Origin of the sequence: Sporosarcina sp. Marseille-Q4063 (genome assembly GCF_018309085.1) — a bacterium.
In the GTDB taxonomy this organism is placed as follows: domain Bacteria; phylum Bacillota; class Bacilli; order Bacillales_A; family Planococcaceae; genus Sporosarcina.
The window spans coordinates 313,867-333,319 of the sequence record NZ_CP070502.1 but is presented as its reverse complement, the minus strand read 5'-3'; the positions used below and the strand labels follow the sequence as shown (position 1 = coordinate 333,319).

20 protein-coding genes are annotated in these 19,453 nt (G+C 40.7%); 4 read left to right on the top strand and 16 right to left on the bottom strand.

Going from position 1 to position 19,453, the window contains the following annotated elements:
* Nucleotides 1-11 precede the first annotated feature (11 nt).
* The 4 genes from JSQ81_RS01715 to acnA form a co-directional block, all read right to left on the bottom strand.
* Nucleotides 12-3,218 carry an AfsR/SARP family transcriptional regulator gene (locus JSQ81_RS01715; protein ID WP_212606025.1) on the bottom strand — a complete coding sequence of 1,069 codons (3,207 nt, stop codon included), beginning with the start codon at nt 3,216-3,218 and terminating at the stop codon, nt 12-14.
* A gap of 138 nt (nt 3,219-3,356) precedes the next feature.
* A complete protein-coding gene (locus tag JSQ81_RS01710; protein ID WP_212606024.1) occupies nt 3,357-3,659 on the bottom strand; it encodes a hypothetical protein in 303 nt (100 codons plus the stop codon).
* Entirely contained in the window at nt 3,659-4,084 is a 426-nt protein-coding gene (locus tag JSQ81_RS01705; protein WP_212606023.1) for an acyl-CoA thioesterase, read from the bottom strand. Before JSQ81_RS01705 ends, JSQ81_RS01710 begins: the two co-directional genes overlap by 1 nt.
* A 137-nt stretch (nt 4,085-4,221) precedes the next feature.
* On the bottom strand, nt 4,222-6,936 hold the full coding sequence (acnA, locus tag JSQ81_RS01700; protein ID WP_212606022.1) for an aconitate hydratase AcnA: 2,715 nt from the start codon (nt 6,934-6,936) through the stop codon (nt 4,222-4,224).
* Nucleotides 6,937-7,245: 309 nt separating this feature from the next.
* On the opposite strand from acnA, the gene JSQ81_RS01695 reads away from it, so the two are divergent.
* Nucleotides 7,246-7,791, top strand: a complete 546-nt coding sequence (locus JSQ81_RS01695) for a cysteine hydrolase family protein (RefSeq protein ID WP_212606021.1) — start codon at nt 7,246-7,248, stop codon at nt 7,789-7,791.
* A 93-nt stretch (nt 7,792-7,884) separates the two neighbouring features.
* On the top strand, nt 7,885-8,133 hold the full coding sequence (locus tag JSQ81_RS01690; protein WP_212606020.1) for a GlsB/YeaQ/YmgE family stress response membrane protein: 249 nt from the start codon (nt 7,885-7,887) through the stop codon (nt 8,131-8,133).
* A 25-nt stretch (nt 8,134-8,158) separates the two neighbouring features.
* Here the strand turns inward: JSQ81_RS01690 and JSQ81_RS01685 are convergent, their stop codons facing one another.
* The 5 genes from JSQ81_RS01685 to JSQ81_RS01665 all read right to left on the bottom strand — a co-directional run bounded on the left by JSQ81_RS01685 (nt 8,159) and on the right by JSQ81_RS01665 (nt 10,195).
* Complete coding sequence (locus JSQ81_RS01685) at nt 8,159-8,821, bottom strand: lytic transglycosylase domain-containing protein (RefSeq protein WP_212606019.1); 663 nt, start codon at nt 8,819-8,821, stop codon at nt 8,159-8,161.
* Between the two features lie 18 nt (nt 8,822-8,839).
* A complete protein-coding gene (locus JSQ81_RS01680) occupies nt 8,840-9,433 on the bottom strand; it encodes an SCO family protein (protein ID WP_212606018.1) in 594 nt (197 codons plus the stop codon).
* 109 nt (nt 9,434-9,542) lie between these two features.
* Nucleotides 9,543-9,671, bottom strand: coding sequence for a YvrJ family protein (locus tag JSQ81_RS01675; protein WP_212606017.1), 129 nt, complete (start codon nt 9,669-9,671; stop codon nt 9,543-9,545).
* 64 nt (nt 9,672-9,735) lie between these two features.
* On the bottom strand, nt 9,736-9,954 hold the full coding sequence (locus JSQ81_RS01670; RefSeq protein WP_212606016.1) for a DUF2922 domain-containing protein: 219 nt from the start codon (nt 9,952-9,954) through the stop codon (nt 9,736-9,738).
* A gap of 22 nt (nt 9,955-9,976) precedes the next feature.
* Nucleotides 9,977-10,195: a DUF1659 domain-containing protein gene (locus JSQ81_RS01665; protein ID WP_212606015.1), complete on the bottom strand. Its 219-nt coding sequence runs from the start codon at nt 10,193-10,195 to the stop codon at nt 9,977-9,979.
* A gap of 117 nt (nt 10,196-10,312) precedes the next feature.
* On the opposite strand from JSQ81_RS01665, the gene JSQ81_RS01660 reads away from it, so the two are divergent.
* A complete protein-coding gene (locus tag JSQ81_RS01660; RefSeq protein ID WP_212606014.1) occupies nt 10,313-10,765 on the top strand; it encodes a DUF2621 family protein in 453 nt (150 codons plus the stop codon).
* Between the two features lie 18 nt (nt 10,766-10,783).
* On the opposite strand, the gene JSQ81_RS01655 is transcribed toward JSQ81_RS01660, so the two are convergent.
* From JSQ81_RS01655 to JSQ81_RS01635, 5 genes are all read right to left on the bottom strand, one after another.
* On the bottom strand, nt 10,784-11,290 hold the full coding sequence (locus tag JSQ81_RS01655) for a CcdC family protein (protein ID WP_371812494.1): 507 nt from the start codon (nt 11,288-11,290) through the stop codon (nt 10,784-10,786).
* Nucleotides 11,283-11,615, bottom strand: coding sequence for a thioredoxin family protein (locus tag JSQ81_RS01650; RefSeq protein WP_212606013.1), 333 nt, complete (start codon nt 11,613-11,615; stop codon nt 11,283-11,285). Before JSQ81_RS01650 ends, JSQ81_RS01655 begins: the two co-directional genes overlap by 8 nt.
* A 23-nt stretch (nt 11,616-11,638) precedes the next feature.
* Nucleotides 11,639-12,349 (bottom strand): cytochrome c biogenesis CcdA family protein, encoded by a 711-nt coding sequence (locus tag JSQ81_RS01645; RefSeq protein ID WP_212606012.1) that lies wholly within the window; start codon nt 12,347-12,349, stop codon nt 11,639-11,641.
* 288 nt (nt 12,350-12,637) lie between these two features.
* Entirely contained in the window at nt 12,638-14,419 is a 1,782-nt protein-coding gene (locus JSQ81_RS01640) for an ABC transporter ATP-binding protein (protein ID WP_212607508.1), read from the bottom strand.
* Between the two features lie 5 nt (nt 14,420-14,424).
* Entirely contained in the window at nt 14,425-16,179 is a 1,755-nt protein-coding gene (locus JSQ81_RS01635; RefSeq protein ID WP_212606011.1) for an ABC transporter ATP-binding protein, read from the bottom strand.
* Nucleotides 16,180-16,419: 240 nt separating this feature from the next.
* Between JSQ81_RS01635 and ilvA the strand changes: the two genes are divergently transcribed.
* Entirely contained in the window at nt 16,420-17,688 is a 1,269-nt protein-coding gene (gene ilvA / locus JSQ81_RS01630; RefSeq protein WP_212606010.1) for a threonine ammonia-lyase IlvA, read from the top strand.
* Nucleotides 17,689-17,895: 207 nt separating this feature from the next.
* Here ilvA and JSQ81_RS19995 read toward each other — a convergent pair whose 3' ends face one another.
* Complete coding sequence (locus JSQ81_RS19995) at nt 17,896-17,991, bottom strand: putative holin-like toxin (protein WP_246231519.1); 96 nt, start codon at nt 17,989-17,991, stop codon at nt 17,896-17,898.
* A 177-nt stretch (nt 17,992-18,168) separates the two neighbouring features.
* On the bottom strand, nt 18,169-19,422 hold the full coding sequence (locus JSQ81_RS01625; protein ID WP_212606009.1) for a Y-family DNA polymerase: 1,254 nt from the start codon (nt 19,420-19,422) through the stop codon (nt 18,169-18,171).
* Between the last annotated feature and the right edge of the window lie 31 nt (nt 19,423-19,453).

The window sequence follows — 19,453 nt, the reverse complement described above, 5'->3', positions numbered from 1 at the left end:
TATACCGCCTCCTACAATTCATTCATGATTATCTTATACATTTCCTCCGTTGTTTCCATTGGCGCGATGTTCAGTTCATCTTCAAGCACATCGCTACATTTTTTGTACCATTTAACGGATTGTGCTCGGTTTTGCAATTGATAGTTCGCATACATAAGTAACCTGTATGCTTCCTCCCATGTGTAATCGATACGAAGGATTTTCTCTGCCCAAAAGATTGTTTTTCCGAATTCCTTCAGCCTTGTATATGTTTGTGCAAGCCGTTCAAGAAGTTGTATATATTGTTGTTGGACCCTTTCACGCTCTTCAGCAATCCATCTGAGCCCTAGTTTCTCGTCGAATAAATGACCGTTATAAATTGAGCTTGCTTTTAATAGCTGTTCTACAGCGATTGTGGGCGAACGTTCAGATAATCCAAGCTCCAAAAAGAATTGAAAACGATACAAGTCACTTCGAATTACAGCGTGCGGATTTAATCGATACATTGCTTGCTTTCGTAATATGAAAAAGGATGGTTTTCTAACGCCTCTATGTGGTTCGATTACCTTTAACAAACCATTTAACGCAACTTTGAAGTCCCGATCCGCACTTTTCTCATCCGCATCCCCCCAAAGTTCGCGCATGATTTCATCTTTTGAAATATAACGTTCTCGGTTTAATAATAAATATACAAAAAGTTCTTTAGACTTGTCCCGTTGCCAGCGTCGTTCCTCTACCTCTTCCAAGCCAAGCATGATTTTAAAAGGCCCCATTAGTTGAACAGTGATTGTATAGCCCGGATTGTCAGTTACATCCTGTAGATTCAGTTGTGTTGCAATTTGTTGAACGGCAGGATGACCTTTATTTTCGCTTGCTGCCCGTGAGAACAAAGGATAAATTGTCTGCATATCAAATGGACTGAATAGCGTATTTGTCGTTAGGTAAAAGAAATATTTATGATGAATGCACAAAGTTGAGAAATGTTTTGCCTCTTCGGAAAAATATATCGGCTGGTCTGATTTATCATAAATTTTCATCAGCCAAAAAGATGCGACCATTTCACCGTACGTATCACCGCATTCCCTGAAAAGATTTTTTGCCGTATTGGAATGCCCCGCAGATTCATTAAAGTTTTTTGCATAAAAATGGACAATAGCCAGACCGATTCGAATAAGTCCAGATAACCAACCGTCATTCACTTTTTCAGTTTCACGCAACCCAGTTTCACCGTATTGTATCGCTTCCATAAAAAGACCTTGCCGCGCTTTTAATATAGACAATCCCATGAGTGGCTCCGCTTTCCCGCGGGAAACATTTAATTCATCCATTTTTGTAATGGCATGCACATAATCCGATTCCGGATCGGTTAACTCAAAAGGATCTTGCAATACTTTTGCATGACCTAGCCGAATCCACCCGACAGCTTCGGCAAAACCAGATTTTTCCCTTTTCCCAAGTGCAATTCCTTTTGCTGCACTTTCCATTGCGAGTCCAGCTTGGCCAGTCATTGAATAGATAAGGGAGAGCAGCACATCGGTTTCACGGTGCGCGTCTGGCAATGTGAAATTACCTACCATTCGTTCGCTCAGAACTTCTCTTGCATCGGTTAATTTTCCTGTTCGGAGCAATATTCGAGCATCAAGATTTCCTTCACGAAGTATGGTTTTATCCATCTTTTCGGTTTCCACCCAGTTAGCAGCTTCGGCGGCTTTCCCAAGATTCGCGAGGTTTTCCGCAAATTGTCGTTTATGCATTTCCATCTCGTGAAAACTTACCTTTTTACTCTTTTGCGCAAAAGAAATCGCCTCTTGTAAAAAAGCCTTCGCCTTGCCTGGTTGTATCGTGTCTAGATATATATGAGCAATCCCGGCATTAGCCCGGCTTTGAAAATAAGCATCGTTATTTTGTTCTGCTAAATGAAGGCACGCGGTGTAAGCAAGTCGCGCTTTTTCGTAGTAAGCTCGGTAGCGGTGGGCTTCACCCTCATAGTAATGTAGAGGATAATACAAGTCTTTAATCTCATCAGGTAATTCCTTAATTGTGTCCAGAAGCCAATCAAATTGCCCCGATGTTACTAGCGCCGCGCCCATTTCAGCTACCATTTCTCCTATAAAATGATCATCCGCACTCTTAATGGCATGATAAACAGCTTGTCCTGGATTATGTTTATTTTTGTAGTATAGAGCCGCTTTCTTGTGCATTGCAGTAAATTGCTTACTTTTTATTGAAAGCCATTTTGTTTCAAGGAATTGTTGAAAAAGTGCATGATAACGGTAAGTTCCTTCTTCGCTAAATGGCTGAATGAATACATGCTTTTCAACAAATTCCAGCAATCGATTCGCCGCTTGGTCACCGTAAAAGTCGATTACAAGCTGAGTAGAAATTACCGGAAATATGGAGAATAATAGAAGCCAATGCTGTTCTTTTTCGGACATGTTTTGAAATACTTCCTCCGATAAATAGGAAAAAAGCTCATGTAAAGCAGGTTTCATAACAGATGATAAAGGAATTTCTGAATCCATCATATGCAGGGCTAGCAGATTAATTGCGATTGCCCAGCCCTCAGTCATTTCCTCAATCTTTTTTGCCTCTTCAAGAGATAAAACTTTGTCAAAATAATCTTCAAAGAACACAATGATTTCTTCAGTGGAAAAAGTGAATTCCTCTTCTGCTATTTCGCATAACTGGGAAGTCAATTTCAGCTTATTGAGACTAGACCATTTCGGGCGATTTCGAGTTGCGACAATTAAGTGAATATGAGAAGGAAGGAATTCTATTATTTTTTCCATCATGTAATTGATCTGAAATACATGGTCTACAATGTGAAAATCGTCAATGACAATTGAAGTTGATTCTTCAATTTCACATAGTTCATTAATGAACAAGGCAAGCCAATGATTCAGATCTGCTTCTTTCGGATACATAGAAGGCGTTTCCCATTCCTCTAGGGAATGTCCGAAATTCGGACTAACCTGACTAATGCTATGTGTGAGGTACGTAATAAATGGGAGAATATCATCATCCTCTTCTGTAATTGAATACCAAGAAAAATTAGCACGCGTATCCGTGAAATAGGAAGCGAGACCAGAACTCTTGCCGTAGCCTGCGCCGCTGTGCAAAAGGGTCAATTTAACGCGTTCTGATGCTTTCATTTTTTTTATAAAGGATGCTCTTCGCATATAGGACGATGGGGGAGTTGGTGGAATTAGTTTTGATTGTAATACAAGCGTGTGGTCCATCAGCTATCACCTCCGAAACCTTCTTTTCTATAAGTTTAGCATAACAATGTTCGGAATTGAATGACATCTATAGGGGATGACGACAAAAATTTATTTCAACAAAAAAACGTGAAGCGTAATTGCTTCACGTTTTCAAAATTATAGCAATCCAAACCGTTTTAATTGGGCGGATAATCCTTCACTTAGCAATATTCTTTTCTCATGCTCCCCAAATAAATCAAAATGCGGATAGTCATCACGCATATCAATCCATTCGCGTTTCAATCCGTAACGTTCTCCCCACTGACTAAGTTTTTCAATGTCGGAACACCCGGCCTTGGTCACAGTTTTACAACCCGGAAATCGCTCATCGATCCAATAATGAGTCAGAAATGCCATTTCTCTGTTACGAACGGCTTTTTTCCATGCAATTAGTTCATCTCTTTTAATCCCAAAAGCCATTAGTCTTTATGCCGCCTAATTTCTTTATATTTCAAGTCCCAATCTGGTGCTATTTTTGCAAGAGATACTGGACGGAATGATTCCTTTTTCACCAGGACGTGTTCCGATGTAGCGGTTGCCGCAATTGTGCCGTCCTCATGGACAATCTCGTACCCGTATATCGTCCGCAATCGACCGTGCGACTCAATCCACGTGCGAACCATTGCCTTTTGACCATATTTCATCGACGATTTATATTGAATGGATAAATCGATGACGGGTGATATATAACCATCAGCCTCAAGTCCGGCATATGTAAAACCCAAGTCCTCGATAATCTTCGTTCGCCCGATTTCCATCCACACTAAGTAATTCGCGTGATAGACAACACCCATCTGGTCTGTCTCCGCATATCTGATTTCAATTTCCTTTTCGCTAATAAACAAAGCACTCACCTCTATGTCTATTATAACAAAAGGGTTACGAAAAAAGCTGTCCAAAGGTTAGAACAGCCATTACTTGGCTATTTTTACACGAAATTAAAAAAGGTGCCCGATTAACTCGGACACCTTCTAAATATAAATTAGTTATTTTTCATTTTATCACGAAGAACCATTTGTAGAATTCCGCCGTGACGGTAGTAATCTACTTCAACATCGGAGTCGAAACGTGCAAGTACGTCGAATTCTTTCACTGAACCGTCTTTCGCTGTTGCAGTTACTTTTAGAATATCGCGTGGTTTTACACCTTCTGCGATGTTTACGCTAATTGCTTCTTCACCTGTTAGGCCAAGTGTTTCAGCACTTTCGCCTTTCATGAATTGAAGTGGAAGTACCCCCATCATGACAAGGTTTGAACGGTGAATACGCTCGTAGCTTTCAGCGATAACTGTTTTAATGCCGAGAAGTGATGTACCCTTCGCAGCCCAGTCACGTGAAGAACCCATTCCGTAGTCTTGACCCGTAATGATTGCAAGACCCGTGCCATCTTCTTGATACTTCATCGCAGCATCATAGATCGGCATGATTTCTTTTGTCGGCCAGTATGTTGTGTAGCCGCCTTCTGTTCCTTTAGCAATCTGGTTACGAATACGGATATTTGCGAACGTACCGCGCATCATAACTTCATGGTTACCACGACGTGAACCGTATGAGTTGAAGTAGCGTGGATTTACGCCGTGTTCAGTCAAGTATTTACCAGCTGGCGTATCTTTTCCGATTGCGCCTGCAGGTGAAATATGGTCCGTTGTGATTGAGTCGCCGAATTTACCGATGACGCGAAGTCCTGATAATTCTTTAATATCTTCTGGTTCTGTTGCAAGACCCTCGAAGAACGGCGGGTTTTGAATATATGTTGAATTTTCATCGAAATCGTATAATGAATCATCAGTTGTTTCGATTGCGTTCCATGCTTCGTTTTCCGTGAATACGCGTGCATACTCTTTACGGAAGAGTTCAGGAGTAACTGTTGATTTAACAGCTTCTGCAACTTCTTCAGTTGTTGGCCAAATGTCTTTGAAGAAGACGTCGAATCCGTCTTTATCTTGACCGATTGGATCGTTCTGAAGATCGATATCAACTGTTCCAGCAAGTGCATAAGCAACAACTAGTGGCGGTGAAGCCAAGTAGTTCGCTTTCACAAGTGGGTGAATACGTCCTTCGAAGTTACGGTTACCGGAAAGAACTGATGAAAGAAGCATATCATTTTCAATAACAACTTTCTCAATTTCAGGAAGTAATGGGCCTGAGTTTCCGATACATGTCGTACATCCGTATCCAACAAGGTTGAATCCGATTTGCTCCATGTAAGGAAGAAGCCCTGAATCTTGTAAATAACCAGTAACTACTTTAGAACCTGGTGCAAGTGATGTTTTCACGTAAGCAGGTGGTGTCAATCCTTTTTCAACTGCTTTTTTCGCAACAAGTCCAGCACCTAACATAACGTATGGGTTAGATGTATTTGTACATGATGTGATTGCAGCGATTGCAAGGTCACCTGTTTTAATCTCTACAGAACGTCCATCTTCGAAATCGATTGTCGCTTTTTCAGAAAGTTTTTTCGGTGATAGACCAAAACCTTGGTTTCCTTCTGGCGCAACAACAGCATCGTTAAACTCGCGCCTCATATCTGAAAGTGGAATCAAGTCTTGAGGACGTTTCGGTCCAGCAAGGTTCGGTTCGATTTCAGAAAGGTCGATTTCAACAACTTCGGAGTAAACTGGCTCTTCATTATCAACTGTAAAGAACATATCATTTTCAACAAGGTATTGTTTTACAACTTGAATTTGTTCTTCTTCGCGACCTGTTAGACGCATGTAATCTAATGTTTCCTCGTCTACAGGGAAGAATCCACAAGTAGCGCCGTATTCAGGCGCCATGTTAGCGATTGTTGCACGGTCCGCAAGCGGAAGTACTGCAACTCCTGGTCCGAAGAACTCAACGAATTTACCAACAACGCCGTGTGCACGTAGCGTTTGAGTTACTTTTAATGCAAGGTCTGTTGCAGTTGTTCCGTTTGGAAGATCTCCAACCAGTTTAACGCCTACAACTTCAGGTAGCGGGAAGTATGATGGTTGGCCAAGCATTCCTGCCTCAGCTTCGATACCACCAACGCCCCATCCAAGAATACCCATACCGTTGATCATCGTCGTATGCGAGTCAGTACCAACAAGTGTATCTGGATATGCTTCGAATGTGCCGTCTTCGTTTTCAACCGCATGAACAACGTTTGCCAAGTACTCAAGGTTAACTTGGTGAACGATTCCTGTTGCAGGTGGAACTGCGCGGTAGTTGTCGTATGCTTTTTGTGCCCAGCTTAAGAACTGGTAACGTTCAGCGTTACGTTTGAATTCAAGATCCATGTTTAATTGAAGTGCAGCTTCAGTACCGTAGCTGTCTACTTGTACGGAGTGGTCAATAACAAGGTCAACCGGAATTTCAGGGTTGATCTTATCCGGGTCTCCACCCATTTCAGCCATAGCCGCACGAAGGGAAGCTAGGTCAACGACTACAGGAACGCCTGTGAAGTCTTGAAGAATAACACGTGACGGTTTGAATGGTACTTCACCGTTAGGATCAGCTTCATTTCCCCATTTTGCAAGATTTGCTACGTGTTCGTCTTTAATGACATAACCATCATGTTGTCTCAATACGGATTCAAGTAATACTTTAATTGAATACGGTAGTTTGGAAATGTTCGCAATGCCGGCTTCTTCAATTGCTTTCAGACGGTAATAATTATACGTTTTACCATCTAGTTCAAATGAAGTACGGCTGTTGTGTAAATTGCTTTTAGCCATTTTGTTTCCTCCTTGTATCTACATGAAAAGGCGATTTAAGCACGTCTTTTCTCTACCTAATCATACGATAGATTCATACATAAGTAAAATACAATAACTTTATAGTTTATCATAAGTAAATGTGATGACCTTGTTGCATTAGCTATAGCCGCTCGAGTTACCATCCCCTTTTCTACTGTTTTCGATGCATTTCCAAGACTAGTTATGTATACCCTGTTTTTATTCAAATGAACATCAATGAAATGTAGTGATGACATATTCTTATTATTATGGCATCATTAAATTATCACTAGTAAGGAGTTGGGTTAATTGAAAAAAGCTTTACTCGTTATTGACTACACAGTAGATTTTGTAGCATTGGACGGCGCGCTTTCTTGCGGTGAGCCAGGTGTCGAACTTGAAGCGTACATTACTACACTTACTAAAGAATTTTTAGATGACAATCATTTCGTCGTAATGCCGGTTGATGTACACGATGTTGATGATCCTTATCACCCGGAAACAAAGCAATTTCCTCCTCATAATATTCGAGGAACTGAAGGCCGTCATTTGTACGGAACATTACAACAGCTCTACGAAGAGCGTAAAGATGAAATTCACTGGATGGATAAAACGAGATTCAGCGCATTTGCAGGTACTGACCTGAAAATACGATTACGCGCTCGCGGCATTACTGAACTGCACCTGGTTGGTGTATGTACGGACATCTGTATTTTACATACCTCAGTCGATGCATATAATCGCGGTTTTGATATCGTGATACATGAACAAGGAGTTGCCAGCTTCGATCCAGCCGGACATGAATGGGCGCTTCGTCATTTCGAAAACACATTAGGCGCTACAGTCATTCGATAATTTTTTTGCGTTGCATGTTTAAAATCACTGATTAAGGTTATACCACTTATAGTTATATTCATAAACTTTTTACAAAGGAGATGACATACCAAGATGAGCTTTATTTGGTTCTTAATTATCGGTGGTATAATCGGTTGGTTAGCTGGTGCAATTTTAGGAAAAGATATACCGGGCGGCATAATTGGAAATATTATTGCCGGTATAATCGGTGCTTGGATAGGCGGTAAGCTTTTAGGAGAATGGGGTTGGAAAGTTTCCGACTTTTACGTTTTCCCGGCTTTAATCGGAGCATTGGTTCTGGTGTTTATCGTTAGTTTAATTTTAAAAGCAATACGAAAATAAAAAAAGATGGACCGTTTTTAGCGGTTCATCTTTTTTCATGTGAAGCTTCTATTTCCTTTCGCGATTCTTCAAATTTAGTAAAGAACCAAAGAACGTCTTCTACGTATTTATCACTGCGATTATAATTGAAAATCGCTTTTTCATACTCACCTTTTGCAGCCCCGCTATTCGCAAGGTATTTGGCTGCGCTAAACATTGCATCTTCGATATCGAATGGATCAGCAATTCCGTCTCCATTCGCATCAACGCCGTACCCGCCGTATTTTTCTATAACTGCGGGGTCGGTTTTGTCGTTCTCCGGAATATCTCCTTTTCCAAGGCCTGTACATCCAGGGTATGTCCAACCCACAAATGTGCAAGGCATGAACTGCATATGTCCCTCGGCGCCAACCGGTGATAAAAGCGGGTCCATCGTAGAAAACCTTGTTTCAATCCGATGATGTGCTGCTAGTAAAGTCCAAGGAATATCGTAAGTGTCAGCCGCTTCCATATAAACTGGTATATATTCTTGCGGAATTTCATTTTGATTTTCGAATAACGCATAGGCAGATTTTTTAAGAAAATCTGTATTGTTAATACTTGCCCAAATAATTGCCGTTAATGTAAATACCGTAACCGCTACAGGTATGAAAAGGACAATGAGCAATGCTTTCGTCTTGAGAGACATTCCACTTTTTTTGTGCTTCATTATCCTAAATCTCCTCTATTACGCGCCCTGTTTAATAAGGGCCTTCATATCTTTAACAATGTCATCAAAAGGGACATCATCATTTCCGTTATACAACTTTACAACTAAACCTTCTTGGTTTACAAGTGCGAAACTAACGCCGTGAGTTACTTGATCTGAATTTGGATCATCAGCAACGATTGTCGCAAATGACTTTTTAGCTATCTCAGCAATTTCATCTTGCTTATAACCCGTCAACATTTCCCATTTAGACTCATCGCTAGGTGCAAAGAGATCTAAATACCCTTGCAACACTTCTGGCGAATCAACAGCAGGATCAACCGTGAAAGAAACAATTTTATAGTCTTCAACTTTTTCTTTAATAAGTTTATCTTGAAGTTCTGCCATATTGACCATCATCGGTCCACAAACTGACGTACAATTCGAAAACACGAATTGCGCAAGCCATACTTCACCTTTCAAGTCATCAAGTGACACTTCTTCATTATGCTGATTTGTAAAAGTGAATGGTTCGATTTTAAGTTTGTAATCCGGTTTAAACTCATTTCCGGAACATGCACCCAAAATGAGTACGATAAGTAAGACAAAAGATGTTCTGAAAAATTTATGCATTCGTTTCTCCCTCGCTATCAAATGATGCATTAATCATAACGTAAAAGCCCTTCCTGAACAAGCGAAGGGCTGCGTGTAGTATGGCGAAACACTGACGTTTCTGTGAAGTTTACTTCTTAATATCCGTGACGAGTGCATCATGGATCGCAATGAGTTTCGTTTCAATTCGGTGCAGTAGATAAAAGGACACGATTATCGGAAAGCCGATTTCTTGGACGAGACTTATCCATTGATCCATTCTATTTCCTCCTCTCTTAAAATAAAAAGGCCGACCTCGCGTTAAATATGAGGTCGGCCGCGCTTTATCCTTCGACTAATTCTGTAACTGTACGTTCGACAATTCGTGCGCTAATTGCTGAATCAATTAGCGAATCATCAACTCCAAATACGCCTGCATTAATTACGCCTTGCATCGCATATTCGACTTCCACCGAAGTAAGGTCCTCGCGTGGCTCATCGACAGTTAACATCAATTTCTTACCGCTCGCCGTAGCGAAATTCAGTTGTAATGTTTTTGCCATTTCTTCTCTCCTCCTTTTTTAATTAGTTATTAACTGCTGATGTTTCAACTTTTTCTGCACCGATAAACGGCAGTGATGATAAGCTGGCTAGTTTTTCAAGCCCGTTATACAAACTATTTGCATCGACACCTTCTGCAATGTTGTGATAAGTTTTCGATTTCCGAATGAGTTTTCCGCCATCCGTCATACCGCCATCAAAGTAAACACGTCCAACTGCATGTTTGAATTCGATTGTCGCCATATTTCTCACCCCCTTTCAACACCTATATAGGTTGGAAAAATGGAAAGGGATACGTTGTCCGTGTTTTTTTTCGTTATTTCTCTTATAATGTAAACTAGTATGGAAGAGGTGAAAGCAATGCTAGAAGGTTGGTTTCTTTGGTTCATCTTATTTTGGGTGGTTGTACTTGTTGGGTTATTTGCAATAGGCGGCTTTTTTATGTTCCGTAAATTCTTAAAAGCATTCCCAAAAGCAGATGGAAAATCCGACTTGGACTGGGAAGAATATTATGTGGATAAATCGATTCACCTATGGAATGACGAAGCGAAAGAAATGCTTGAGGAACTAACAAAACCGGTTCCGGAATTATTTCGACCGGTTGCCAAGCAAAAAATCGGAGCCAAAATCGGTGAAATTGCGCTTAAAGAAAAAGCGAAAAAAATAGATATGGATCTTATCATTCGAGGGTATATTATTGCAACGCCCCCGCGGGATTACAAGTTTTTACGCAAGAAACTTGCTGACATAAATTTCGATGTAACCCCATATGAACATTTATTCCAAAAAGATAAAGGTAAAACGACTAGTTAAAAAAAGGTGTCAGCATTATTAAATGCCGACACCTTTCGTATTTTGTAGTTTCTTATATTTAACAAGCATTGCGATTCGCCACGGAACAATCATCCCGAAAGCCAGTATCCAAAACATGCCTCCGAGTTCTCCAACATCAATTGTATTACTTAATAACAACTTCCCGATAAGTCGAATGATTAAAAGGCCGAATAGAATGAAGACAAATGCTTTTGATCTTTTGATGAAAATTTCATTTTCCCGAACTTCAAAATTCGTCGTTCGGATTAAAATAATCGAAAATAACATCCCTACGACAATCGCTTCCACAATTTGAAGCGGCGCAACCCGAAATTCTTCAAATATAAACATTAACGCGCCTGTCGACATAAAAATCGGCGGCAAAATAATTTTTTTGACAGATACGGGTCGTTTCGCCGCCTTTGAACGAACGATGGCTGCCATTGTCCCCATGAAAAGTGCCGCGAGAGTTGATCCTATTATTAAATAAACGGGAGGAACTTTAGTGAAAATGAATTCAATCAACTTGTTTCCCCCACTCCTCCTCCAGTTCGCCTAAACGTTTTTTCAACTCATTCATCTGAACAAAACGGGCAAATCGAGCATATTCTTTTCCTTCTCTATACAACAATACAACTGGTGCAGTAAATAAGGATAGTTGTCCTGCTATCTCAGGCGTGTCCGCTACGTTTACAAGGTAAAACGGAACCGAATAATCCGATTGAAGCGCTGCAACTTGCGGTAGCAATCCGTCACAGACAGAACAATTATCTGTTTTCACGAAAAGAAGTATAGAATCTAGTTTTCGTGCGACTTCAATCCACTCTTCATAGGATTCTATCCGTTCCACTTTTCTCCCCTCCAATAGTCAAATCAAAATCCCGTGAAATCTCCAAAAATCGGTTGAAGTAATGTAATGATATATGTCATGCCATCGAAAAACAATAGAATTCCTACAGCGATCATTACATATCCGCCGGCTTTCATAATCGGACCGCTATACTTTCGAATTACGCCAATTTTCGTGACAAAGAATGATAGAACGAAAAATGGAATTGCGAATCCTAGGACATACGCCATCATATAAATCATACTTGACCCCGGATTGGTACTAGCAAGCGCAATAATTGCACCAATGATCGGACCCATGCACGGCGTCCATCCTGCTGAAAAGCCCAAACCAATTAACATCGTTCCCAAGTAACCTGCGGGTCTATTTTTAAATTGAACCTTCCGTTCTTTCATTAAAAACGTTGGTGTAAATAACCCTGTAATTACTAGACCGAATAAAACGATGAATATGGCACCGACTTGTCTTAAAAGTTCCATATTTTGTTTGAAAAACACACCTAAATAAGATGATCCGAAACCTAATGCGACAAAGATGAGCGAGAATCCAATTAGAAAGAATAGTGTATGGAGCATCCCCGTTTTATTCATTCGCTTAGAGTTTGATTGTAAATCATCAAGTGACATTCCTGTGATATATGAAAGAAATGCGGGATATAAAGGTAAGGTACATGGTGATACGAAGCTTAGAAACCCAGCTCCAAAGGCGAAAAATATATTTAAATCAGTCCCCAATTATTTCCCTCCTTAAATTTTCTACTTCAATCGTAACAAAAATGGAGAAGAATTTCGCTAATTACGACTGTGAAAGCTTTGTGACTAAATTCAAAAGCGGAAGGCGCCGCTTAGCCCCGACAGGCATAAGCAATCAAGCGACGTGGTGTTTTATACCTAAGAAGAATGCAGTTCAATTCTTCCTTCATAGCTTGATTGCTTATGACCCGAGGGGCTGGCGCCTGAAGCTGGATGTGAATGAAAAAGACTTACAGGAATTTTAGTAGATTCCTTGTAAGCCGATTAACCTTAAATGACGTCTTCAATTGTACTGTTTTGTAATTCATACATCATATGATAAAGCCCTTTTTGCGAGAGTAGTTGTTGGTGCGTTCCCCTCTCGACGATTTCGCCTTTATGCAGCACGAGAATAAGTTCTGCATCTTGAATCGTACTCAATCTGTGAGCAATTGCAATTGTCGTTCGGCCTCTTCTCATCTTTTCTAGACTCGCTTGAATCGCAACTTCAGTTTCCGTATCAATATTTGCGGTTGCTTCGTCAAGAACAAGAATTTTTGGATTCGTAGCAATCGTACGCGCAAAAGCAACCAATTGACGTTGCCCACTTGAAAAAGTAGAACCTCGTTCCGTCACCCTATGAGAATACTTTCCGGGCAACTTTTCAATAAAATCATTTGCTCGAACGAATTCCGCGGCTCCTCTGACTTCTTCAGGCGTCATCTCTTTATTATGCAAACGAATATTGCTTTCGATATCTCCATAAAACATAAAAGGATCCTGTAAAACGAGTCCGGTTTTCTGACGTAATTCTTCTTTCGGATACTCTTTCAATGAAACGCCGTCGATGAAAATATCTCCGCGCTCATATTCATAAAAGCGCATTAATAAATTAATGATCGAACTCTTTCCGCTACCCGTATGCCCAACGAGCGCAACCGTTTCGCCTGCATTTGCCGTAAAGGAAATGTTTTTTAAGACGTCCGCTTTTCCATCATACGAAAAAGATACATTGCGGAATTCGATTTTACCGTCACCAATTTCAGCGTTTTTCACTATTTGCTGTTCAGGTTCCATATCAATATCATCCATTAATTTAAATACGCGTGAAGCAGAAACAATAGCCTGTTGGAATATCGAAAGTCGTTGCATCACTTGTTGAACCGGTTGGAATAAACGACCAATCAACGTCGTGAATGCATATAAAATACCTACTTCAATTGGACTCTCAAGTGAGATGAACCCGAAGTATCCGAGAACGAATACAATTGCTCCGGCATATAGAAGATCAATCGCCGGGCTGAGTAGAATTCCATCGAATTTAATATTCCGCATTCCTGCGCGGTAATGTTTTTCGTTAATCTCATCGAATTCTTCTTCAAGACGGTTTTCCTGTCTAAATGCTTGGATCATTCCCATACCAGATAAAGATTCGGCTATTTTAGCGTTAAGTTGACTTAAACGCTCACGTAAATCTTGATAAAAGTCAGTACTATAGCGCCTATATATAATGACAATCGCCAAGAAGAGCGGCATTAATAACAGTGACATGAATGCTAACTTCACATCAAGTGAAAAAAGCGCGATATAAACACCGATAAGCATAAATACCGCTTGTAAAAATGTAACAATAACGCTCACAAACATATCTTTGATTGACTCCGTATCATTTGTCACACGAGAAACGATACTTCCTGCTGGTGTTTTATCAAAGTAGCGCATTCCGAGTCCGTGTACTTTTGAGAATACATCGATTCGCATTTGTTGGATTATTTTTAGCGCAATGTCTTGGAATCGCATCAATTGGAAATAAGATACGACGACCATAAATACTTGAATACCGATATATAATAGAACAATTGCTGTAACTTCACTTTCCGGGAAATTCAACGGCGTCAAATAATTATCAATGAACCGTTGAATAATCAATGGACCAACGATACTACCCGTAATTGTCATAATTAGTAAAACCAGTGCGATTGTAATACTTACTTTATGTGGGATCGTGTAACTTAACAGTCTTTGCAGGACCTTCCATTGATCTTTTCCTGTTAGTTTGGGTTGTTTTTCTATGGACATTATACTTCGCCCCCTTGTTCAACCATGACTTCTAATTGCTGCAGTTCATACATTTCTTTATATTTACCGTCCATCGCCAATAATTCTTCATGCGTGCCCGCTTCAGCAATCGTTCCTTCATGCATGACGATAATTTTATGCGCATGTTGAATTGCGCTCAAACGGTGAGAAGTGATGATTGTCGTTTCGCCTGTACGGTTTTGTTTTAATGCTTCTAATATCGCTTCTTCCGTTTTCGCATCCACTGCGGATAATGAATCATCCAAAATGAGTAACTCCGGTTCCATGATTAGTGCACGGGCAATGGATACTCGTTGTTGTTGACCACCCGATAAGGACACCCCACGCTCACCGACAATCGTTTCATATCCCTCCGAAAACCCGAGGATATCATCATGAATTTGTGCCAAACGAGAGGCCTCATAAATTTTCTCTTTAGCGATTTTCGGATTTGTGAATGCGATGTTTTCAGCAATTGTCGTTGAAAATAGGAAATGATCCTGCGGAACATATCCAATAGATTCCCGTAAACGCTGCTGTTTGTACTGATTGATTGGATGCCTTCCATAAACGATGCTGCCTTTATAACCTTCAAATTCTCGTAGCAACAGCTTAAGAATAGCCGTTTTACCGGATCCGGTTCTTCCGACAATCCCCATTGTTTCACCTTGTTTCAATGAAAAATGGACATTGTGCAACGCCAGTGCTTCGTCTTCTGGAAATTTAAATTCTTCAATAGCGAACTCTAAATCGCCTTCTGGTCTTTTATCTATTGCTCCAGGTAAATCGGTAATTTCCGGTGCAATGGATAGTAATTCTGTAATCCGGCTATAAGATGCATTTCCGCGCTCGACGATATTGAATAGAAATCCAAATGCGAGCATCGGCCAGACAAGAAGTCCAAGATATGTACTAAAAGCAACCATGTCACCGATGGACATGTCCCCGGCGATGATGTATTTCGTTCCGAAGTAAAATGATAAAATATAAGATACCGCAAATATTCCCGTAATCGTTGGATCGAATAAAGCATCTATTCTAGCAACACGCATATTTTTACCGACCACATCAGTTGATAAATCAGTAAAATCCTCAATATCTTCCTTCTGTTGACCAAACGTCTTAATGACTTTAATGCCCGTTATGCTTTCCTGAGTCTTGTCATTCAAATTTGAAAATGCTTCTTGGGCAAAACGGAATCGTTTACGAAGCAGCCTTCCGTAATAACTTGTCAGAAAAATCATGAATGGCAGTGGAATAAGTGCGATTAACGTCAATTTCCAATTAATCGTGATGGCCATCGTTAAAATAACAAATCCACCTGTAGAAATGGAATCAACTAATGTCAGAATTCCCATTCCAGCGGTTTGTTGCAAAGCATTAATGTCATTCGTCGCATGAGCCATTAAATCGCCGACACGCCTTTTTTGATAAAAAGAAGGAGACATTCTTGTAAAATGATTGAATAATTTTTCACGCATCGTCCGTGATAAAAGGACGGCCGATCCGAAAATCATGACACGCCAGTAAAAACGCGCGAAATACATGAGAATCCCTGCAATCCCCAGGATAATGAGCCATTTTGTTAGACCAGGTGCCGTCAAAGTGTCTTCCGTAATGTCATCGACGATGATACCGATGATTTTTGGCGGCAACAATTGCAAAATGGAAACAAGAACAAGTGCTGCAATCCCCAAAGCATATTGCTTTTTTCGTTGTTTGAAAAACCAACTCAGTTGTAATAAAACTTTCACATGACTCCCCCTACTTCTCTTTAAAATCGAACCTTTTACTAGTTTAGCAAAATTGCGAACAATAGAAAAGGTACGAGTTCTAAATTATTCGGATTATGAAATACTTTTTTCAAAGAATTGCTCTCTGTTGTGTTAAGTGATTTCCTTTTTTTGCGAATTAATATTTGTGAATATTTACACATAGAATGAAATTTCATGATATGATTGAGAAATCTGTAAATGATAGCGGAGGGAATACAAATGACAATAAAACAAAAAGAAGCAAAAAAATTGCTTGTAGAAGATATCTTAAAAGCGTATCAACAATTAAAAGACGTGGTTACGCACACACCTTTACAAAAAAATGAACAGTTGTCCGAAAAATATGGTTGCCATGTGTATATAAAAAGAGAAGATTTGCAATATGTCCGTTCATTCAAATTGCGCGGCGCTTATTATAAGATCATGAAAGTCGAAAAAATGGCACGTGAAAAAGGAATCGTTTGCGCGAGTGCAGGCAACCATGCCCAAGGGGTCGCCTATGCATGTGCACAATTAGGAATCGACGGCAAAATATTCATGCCGCAAACTACACCGAAACAAAAAGTAAACCAAGTGAAAATGTTCGGACGTGATTATGTCGAAATTATTTTGACAGGCGATACTTTTGACGACTCTTCTGCCCGTGCAACGGAATATGCAACTGAAAATGGCAGGATTTTCATCCATCCATTTGATGACTTAGATATTATCGCGGGCCAAGGGACGGTCGCTATTGAAATAATGAATGACATCGAAGAACCAATCGATTTTGTTTTTTCTAGCATCGGCGGAGGAGGTCTCCTATCGGGGCTAAGCACGTATATTAAAAATGTTTCGCCAAATACGCGCATGATTGGCGTTGAGCCAGCGGGTGCCGCGAGCATGCAAGCGGCATTCGCAAATAAAGGCGCGACAAGATTAGACGCAATCAATAAATTTGTTGACGGAGCCGCCGTACAATGTGTAGGCCAACACACTTATGAAATTTGCAAAAAATATGTAACGGACATCGTACCTGTTCCAGAAGGTAAAGTCTGTTCAACCATTTTGGAATTGTATAATTTGCATGCGATCATTGCCGAACCGGCTGGAGCTCTACCGATTGCTGCACTTGATTTTTACAAAGAAGAAATCAAAGGGAAATCGATTGTGTGTGTTATTAGCGGCGGGAATAATGATATTGGCAGAATGCAAGAAATCAAAGAGAAATCATTAATTTACGAAGGACTTCTCTATTATTTCATCGTTAACTTTCCACAACGCGCCGGAGCACTCCGCCAATTCTTGGACGAAGTACTTGGGCCGGATGACGATATTACAACATTTGAATACACGAAAAAGAACAACAAAGAAAGCGGTCCGGGACTCGTCGGTATCGAATTGAAAAACAGCGAGGACTACGATGGGCTTATACAGCGGATGAATCAATGCGGTTTTGCTTATAAAGAAGTTAACAATGATAGTACATTATTTGAGTTACTCATATAATAGGAAAACGAACCATAATACGAACTCATAGTCGCTAGTAATTGCAATACAGATGACTAACACGTATAATATAAGTGAATTAACATACATTAAAAAGGACCGTTTGATGTACCACCATCAAACGGCCTTGCAATAAAATAGTATCGCTTCAAAGGCGATCAGCACGAGGCAGTAAACCGCACTCTCACTTAGAGGTTCAGAGGCGGTTTACTTTTTTCTTGAAAAAGTATATGACAACGCAATGACCGTTACAATTAGAGTTGAAAATCCAATTGATATACTCAATGCTTCAAATGTCGTCATCGGCAACACCTCCTCCCGTTTCACGCAAAATCGCGAGAAATAATAGGGATTTCAGATGCGCCAACCGCCTATGAACACACACTATTCTATTCCTCTTCCATTATACCATACATACATTCTCTTTTCGGTTTAGAAAACAATTATTTTCTAAGACTTCCATCAGGTTTTCCAGTTTTCCTACTTGATATGTCCGCCGATAAGTTTTGCTCGTTCCACGGCCGTTCCCGCTTTCGTATAAGAAACCGCACGGAGTACAGCATTCGAACCGTATTTATTCCTCAGTGAATCGATTGTCTCCCCGAGCTGCCGATTACGCCACTTCCGCTCATCGAATAAACTCAGTTGCATGGAATGTTCTTCTTCCAAGTTTGTAAGGCTGATGGATAGACGACGGATTGGTCGTCCATCATGAAATTCATCTAGCAATACCGTACAAAGTTGGTAAATTTTCATCGTGTCGTTCGTCGCTTCAGCCATCGAACGTGAACGATTAAAACCTCCGCCAAATGCGTGCTTCGAATAGCCAGCAGACAAATGGACAGTACGGCCCGCCCGCTTCGCTTCCCTCGCTCGCATCCCGATATCTTCACACATTTCCAGGATGACCGTAAGAATATCTGCTCGTTCGAGATAGTCGCGGTATAGAACTTGCCCTTTTCCGTAGCTTATTTGCCCTTCGACAAGCGGTGCGCCCATGTCGGATAAGTCGATGCCATGTGCATGGTAATACAGCTGATTGCCCATTACGCCGAATTTCTTTTCTAGCTTTTCAAGCGGTGCGTGTGCAAGATCGCCGACGGAAAAAAGCCCCATGCTGTTAAGCGTTTTTTCTAGGCGGCTGCCAATCCCCCACATTCGACTTAGCGGCGCGACCGGCCATAACTTTTCCGGTACATCATCATACGTCCATTCCGCAATTCCCGTTTTTTTCGCTTCAAGGTCGAGCGCGAGTTTAGAGAGCAGTATGTTTGGACCTATCCCAATTGCAGACCGAAGATCGAATTGACTCATAAGGTCTTCACGTATGCGGCGGACAATTTTTTCCGAAGGTCCCCATAAACGTTCTGTTCCACTTAAGTCAATAAAACTTTCGTCGACGCTATATGTGTGAATCGCCTCTTTTGGGACGTATCGGTTCAGCAGTCGGGTAATTTCCATCGATACGTCGAGAAAAAAGCCCATCCTCGGTTCGATAAGCTGGATCGATGGATCATCTGGTATTTCATACAATCGATTGCCAGTCTTTATCCCGTATTTTTCTTTTAATGGCGGCGAAGCAGCAAGGACAACTCCGCCTTTTCGGTCCTTATTTCCGACAATCGCGATTGGCGTCTCCATGACATCAAGTCCTTCGATCACTGCGGCGCAACTCGCGTAAAAACTCCGCATGTCAAGACAGATGATTTTTCGATTCGGTAAATCCTCATACATATTAACACCTCCACGGAACGTATGTTCTGTA